Genomic DNA, 5,544 nt, shown 5'->3' on the forward strand with positions numbered 1-5,544 from the left:
GAATTACCTGAAAGGAGAGAAATCTTTCAAAGGCGGAATTCGGCGGAAACAGAAGAAAGCGGCACTGGTTGAGACATATCTTGCTGACATTCTCGCGGTCTGAAAGCTTTCATGCGTTTTCCCTGGGTGACAACTACGCTGGCAGATAGGGTGGGGGTCACAGAAGTAGATAGCGACGCCTGTGTTCTGCGTGATAGCGGCATGCCTGGCCATCTCCCGTCCTTGGTCATACGTCAGGGTTTTTCGTGCTGCCAATGGCATTCTGTTCAGCGCGGCACTGAAGCCCTCTACGGCTGATGTCGCAGTCGCATCATGCATCTTTGCCAGTATCAAGTATCCGCTACTGAGCTCTACAAGAGTGCCAATCGCTGAGGCATTGCCTTTGCCCTTGATTAGATCGCCTTCCCAATGCCCAGGCATCTCGCGCTTGTCCACCTCGGGCGGACGAAGGTGAATGCTGACCATGTCGGGGATCTGACCTCGCCGGTCCGTCTCACCACGCCGAGGCTTACGCGTACTTTTGCCTTGCCGCAGGCAATGGATGAGCTCTTTGCGCAGTTGCCCAACCGGCAGCGCATAGATGGCGGTGTAAATCGTCTCGCGACAGACGTAGGCGTCTTCAAGCTTGGGTAAATTCATGTGTCGAAGCTTGCCGGCGATCTGCTCAGGAGACAAGTAGCGGCGAAGAAGGTACTCGACAAGCCTGAACCGCTCACTACCGATGGCAAGCTTTCGCTTGGGCCGGCAAAAACGCCGACGTTTGAGTCGCGACGTTTGTGCGCGTTCAGCTCGGTAGTCGTTGTTCGGCTCACTATTTCGGCGAATTTCGCGGCTGATAGTGGAGGGAGAACGACTCAGGCATCGAGCAATGGCTCGGAGGCTCAGGCCTTGAGAGAGACAAACCTGGATAGTGGCACGATCAGTAATGCTGAGTTCTGAGTATGACATGAGCGCAATACCTTACAGGGAAACTCAGGTGTTGCACTCAGAATCTGCGGCCAAGCGCTCTATCCAAAGGGATTGCTCTCATTATTAAATTTGCGGAATGAATGATGAAACTGCCGCGTTAAATTCTTGAGTTATTTTTCAGGATAGTCTTGGTAGGTGTAGGGTCTCGGATGTTCAATTGACTAGAATAAGCTATCCTTTGCTTGCTGCCAGAGGGCTTCTTCGTCAGTTCGTTCAGGAGCATCGAGATGGACATCAAGCTTCATAAGCAAGCGACTACCACGCCCAAGGTCCGTGCTGAGATCCAGGCCGCTCCTGCCCACATCCCGGACACGGTATTGGCGGAGCGCTTTGGCGTGAGTGATATGACCATCCGCCGGTGGCGGCATCGAGACGACGTCTATGATCGTCCTCACACGCGTCATAACCTCCTGGCCACCCTCAACAGGGAGCAGGAAGAAGTGCTCATCGCCGCCAGAACGTTCCTTCGTCTGGGGCTGGATGATCTCCTCGTGGTGGCTCGTGAGTTTCTTCATCCGACCCTTCCCGCGCAGCCTTGCACCGGATGTTGAAAAGACGGCAGGTGCCGACACTTGCCGAGCTGGCACGCCAGGACCAAGAGGACAACAAGCAGGCTCCCAAGGCATTTCGGGACTACGAGCCAGGCTACCTGCATATCGACATCAAGTACCTGCCACAGATGCCCGATGAGACCCAGCGGCGGTACCTGTTCGTGGCCATCGACCGCGCCACGCGCTGGGTCTATCTTGAGGTGCGCTCCAGCCAGTCAGCGAAAGACGCAGAGGGGTTCTTCCATCGCGTTATCGACAAGGCACCGTTCAAGGTTCAGAAGGTGCTGACAGACAATGGAAAGTGCTTCACCGATCGTTTCACGTCGGGCGGTGAGCGTAAGCCGACAGGAAGCCATCTTTTCGACAAGGCCTGTGCACAGCATCATGTCGAACACCGGCTCATCCGTCCGGGTCACCCCCAAACCAACGGGATGGTCGAGCGCTTCAATGGCCGTATCAGCGATGTGCTGACGACTCGACGCTACGAATCGAGGGAGGATCTGGAGCAGACACTCAAGCGTTACTGTTGGCTCTACAATCACTGCATCCAGCAGAAAGCATTACATCATCAGGCGCCGATATCAGCCATGAAAGATTGGCAAAAAAGGCGGCCCGAGCTTTTCCACAGGCGGGTAATCAATCAGGCGAGACCCGACAGTTAGGTATAGTTATAATGTAATATATTGTTTTGCGTTGAGTGCCGTTTGCAGATAATAGATGGCGTAGAGTTATTGCTGTATTTTAAATGTATTGTTTGTGCCGTGATCGAATAATCTTTCAAGATAAATTTTAGAGTATTACTGATGACGTATGATCTTGTAAATAATTTAGAAAAAGCCAAATCTTATTTTAAAAAAAATGAATATATGAAGGCTGATGAGTTACTATGTAGAGTTTTTGAAATTGATTATACTTCTGCTGGTGCGTGGCGATTATACGTAGAGATAGAGATTTCTCAAAAAAGATGGTCCAATGCGCGTGTTAGAGTGAAAGAAGCGCTTCAGGTTAATTCTGATGAACCTTACCTTTATATTTTACAAGCAAAGATAGAAAAAAACACTGGAAATGAAGATTTCGCAGTGCAATGCTTGAATAGAGTGCTAGAAAAGTGGCCTAATCATAGAGGTATACAGGCTGAAATACTCTCGATCTGGCAAAGCCAAGGGGAAAAACTAGCAGCATTTCCGTTGCTCCGTTCCTTGAGGAAACAGCTCACTGAGCTTCCCGTTCCTTTACTTATGTCGGCAGCTCGCTTCTTTCTTTCACACAAGCGCTTCCAGGTTGCCACCGAGTTAGTCCAGCTGTCTTTACATAAGCAACCTGATCACGAAAATGCATTGGCATTGCTGAAATCCATTCCTGTTAAAGCTGCCCAAGAAGCACTGAATAGACAATCGCTGGAATATGCTGAAAAGAAATTATTGGACGCGTTTTCTCTTGAGCACCCTCTTGATGTTACCTGGTATCTTTCAGCTCAAATTGCTTATGAAAGAAAGGATTTCGAAACGGCAATGGAGCGTCTTGTAGTCGCACAACGTCTTGAGAAAGACACTCCTGTAATACGTCATTTACAAGTCAAGATTCTACGAGCACTAGGTGATGATTTTGAGGCTGCAGCAGTGTTAAATAGTAGTTTTCATCACTGGCCTTATCATCCTGCCTTGCAATGCGCCCAGCTGGATCTGCTAAGGGAATCTGGTAGGGCACAAGAAGCATTCAAAATATTAAGAGATATACATAACCGGGAAAATACGCACCCTAGTGCTCTACTGGCGGCAGCACGCTTCTATGCATCCTTCAATAGATTCAAGGCCTCAATCCGTATTTTAGAGAGAGTATTGATACTACGGCCGGATAATCTAGGGGCTAGGTTATTATATTGGACGGTTTTGGCGAAAAAATCCGAATCAGAATTTATCACGAAAACAAAGTCGATATGGTGCAGATATTCCATGCTGACCAATTTCCACAGCCTCGATATTCGTGAGTTGCATCATATCGTGAACTTATCATCTGAGATACATGCGTGTCATTCTGATGAATATAAGCAAGTTTATGCGTCCATTATAGATTGCCTGATAGATAATCATCGGTTCCTGACGGAAAAAGAGTCTTTCGAGCTACTTGAATATGTTGACTCACAAGGTGATGCTTTCACCACGCAAAAGATTGTGCAATATCTTTTTGGTGCTGGCCCCAAAACAGCAGAAGGGGCAAAGAGACTATTCTCAAAGACAATAGATACGGTCCCTGATGACGAGGTTGGTGTATTTGTTGATCGTATTTTACGGTTCGTTCCCGATGAAGATCGTCATGATTGTATGGCAAGCATCATGCTTCGATTGCAAGGGCCAAAAGCTGGGCTGAGTGAAATCCGAAAAGTCAAGAAAAAGACACGTACGCTGAAACAAGCCATGCAGCTTCTGGACTATATGCGCTTGGCTGATTTACATCGGCTTACTCTGCGCTATATAAGGTTTTGTAGACGTAGATGGAAAAATAGCCAAGACTTGGCTCTATTACATACCAAGATTCTTTTGGATGCAGGTTATCCTGCTGATGCCTTGGAAATACTGGATGATGTTAATGGACGTCATAAGCGGATAGCTGTCACGAATTTGCGTGCACGTTGCTTGTTACAGCTAGGATTTATCGAGAGAGCCAAAGTCGAACTAGAGTCGAGTGTCATTGTTAAAACAAATTTTTTGTTGATGACACGATTACATACCTTCCTCATGACAGGTCAAGAGGCGAGAGCACGAGATCTTATTGAACGCGTCTATCAACAGGATAATACCGATAAAGTAGTTTCCGGTCATTTTTCCGTGTCACTCTTGGGATCATTAGTGAATGATTTATCACTATACCGACAAGAAAAAAATTTTACTGAGAAGACTTCGCAAAACGATAAATTAGTGCTACGTTATACATATCCTGCTACTCAGAAAGTTCTATCACATGTTATGGATTATAGAGAACTGTCGTATGAGAGGAGTTGTATACCACGCAATATTGTACAGTATTGGAATACTGTCAAGATACCTGCTTCAATCGGTAATGTCATGTCCTCCTGGAAGAGTATACCTGATACAGATTATCATCGTTTTAGCAAAGCTCAGGCACGTCATTTTATAGGTAAATTCTTTGGTAAGTCTTATGAAAAGGCATTTATGTTAGCTAGCTCGCCGGCAGAAGAAGCAGATTTCTTTAGACTATGCTATCTGACCAAGTTTGGTGGCATTTATGTAGATTCCGATGATGGTTATTACCAAGATTTTAACGAGCTTTTCCCTGCTGGAGCTGAATTGATTTGCTTCAGAGAGGAGTACGGGGCGCTGGCCAATAATGTCATCATTGCTTCTCCTGGTCATCCTGCGATCAAGCACGCAATGCAGATAGCCGCCCAGTCGTTGCTTGATAAAGATAATGAAAACACTTGGCATAAAACGGGTCCAGGGCTTTTATCACGGACAGTTGCCTACTTCTTGAATACCGCTACTAGTAAAGAGGTTTCTAAGGTCTTTATCCTGCCGCAGTTTTACTTGAGGCGTAGAGTACATATCCATATGGAAATGCCTCACAAGAAAACGAATAGTTATTGGAACGCTAAGCATAAAGAAAGCTGGAGTTACAAATGCTTAGGAGATCTATGATATTTTAGGCTTTGTACCCTGAATGCAAGTAATAAACGCAGCACCCCCGGTATCCAGGCCTCCTGAGTATTCTCCTAAAAACACCTGCGCCGGTGTCCGGTAGTCGAGTCGCTTTCGAGGACGGCCATTCAGCTTCTCGACCACCTTGCGTAACTCTGCATTGCTGATCTGGCGGAAATCCGTTCCTTTGGGGAAGTATTGCCGTATCAGTCCATTTGTATTCTCGTTGGTCCCAAGCAGTAGGCGATGTCTGTCAAGCTTGTTGGAACCTGTAATCAGGCGGCTTCTAATCGCTGATCCTGTTGAACCAGCGGGTCTTCCTGGTCGGGGTTCAGCCAGACTGTCCGGCGCGGTGTCCAGTTGCGGGTGGC

General features: G+C 47.2%; 2 protein-coding genes and 2 pseudogenes. 2 read left to right on the forward strand and 2 right to left on the reverse strand.

Annotated elements, in window-relative coordinates; translation table 11 throughout:
* Positions 1-135 precede the first annotated feature (135 nt).
* Positions 136-948: pseudogene (locus IZU87_RS16945) on the reverse strand (IS30 family transposase); the annotation flags it as partial.
* A gap of 248 nt (positions 949-1,196) precedes the next feature.
* Between IZU87_RS16945 and IZU87_RS16950 the strand changes: the two are divergent.
* Both IZU87_RS16950 and IZU87_RS16955 read left to right on the forward strand, forming a co-directional pair.
* Positions 1,197-2,182: pseudogene (locus IZU87_RS16950) on the forward strand (IS481 family transposase).
* A gap of 141 nt (positions 2,183-2,323) precedes the next feature.
* The gene (locus IZU87_RS16955) at positions 2,324-5,173 is read left to right on the forward strand and encodes a tetratricopeptide repeat protein (protein ID WP_213115326.1); all 2,850 of its coding nucleotides are present in this window, start codon (positions 2,324-2,326) and stop codon (positions 5,171-5,173) included.
* Here IZU87_RS16955 and IZU87_RS16960 read toward each other — a convergent pair.
* A partial coding sequence (locus IZU87_RS16960; RefSeq protein ID WP_213115327.1) for an IS30 family transposase occupies positions 5,168-5,544 on the reverse strand: 377 nt, incomplete at its 5' end. The genes IZU87_RS16955 and IZU87_RS16960 overlap by 6 nt on opposite strands.

This window comes from Cobetia sp. MC34, assembly GCF_018340035.1.
Lineage (GTDB): Bacteria > Pseudomonadota > Gammaproteobacteria > Pseudomonadales > Halomonadaceae > Cobetia > Cobetia amphilecti.

Coding starts and splice junctions, on each gene's coding strand:
- IZU87_RS16955 (WP_213115326.1), top strand. CDS start 2,324: ATGACGTATGATCTTGTAAATAATTTAGAAAAAGCCAAATCTTATTTT.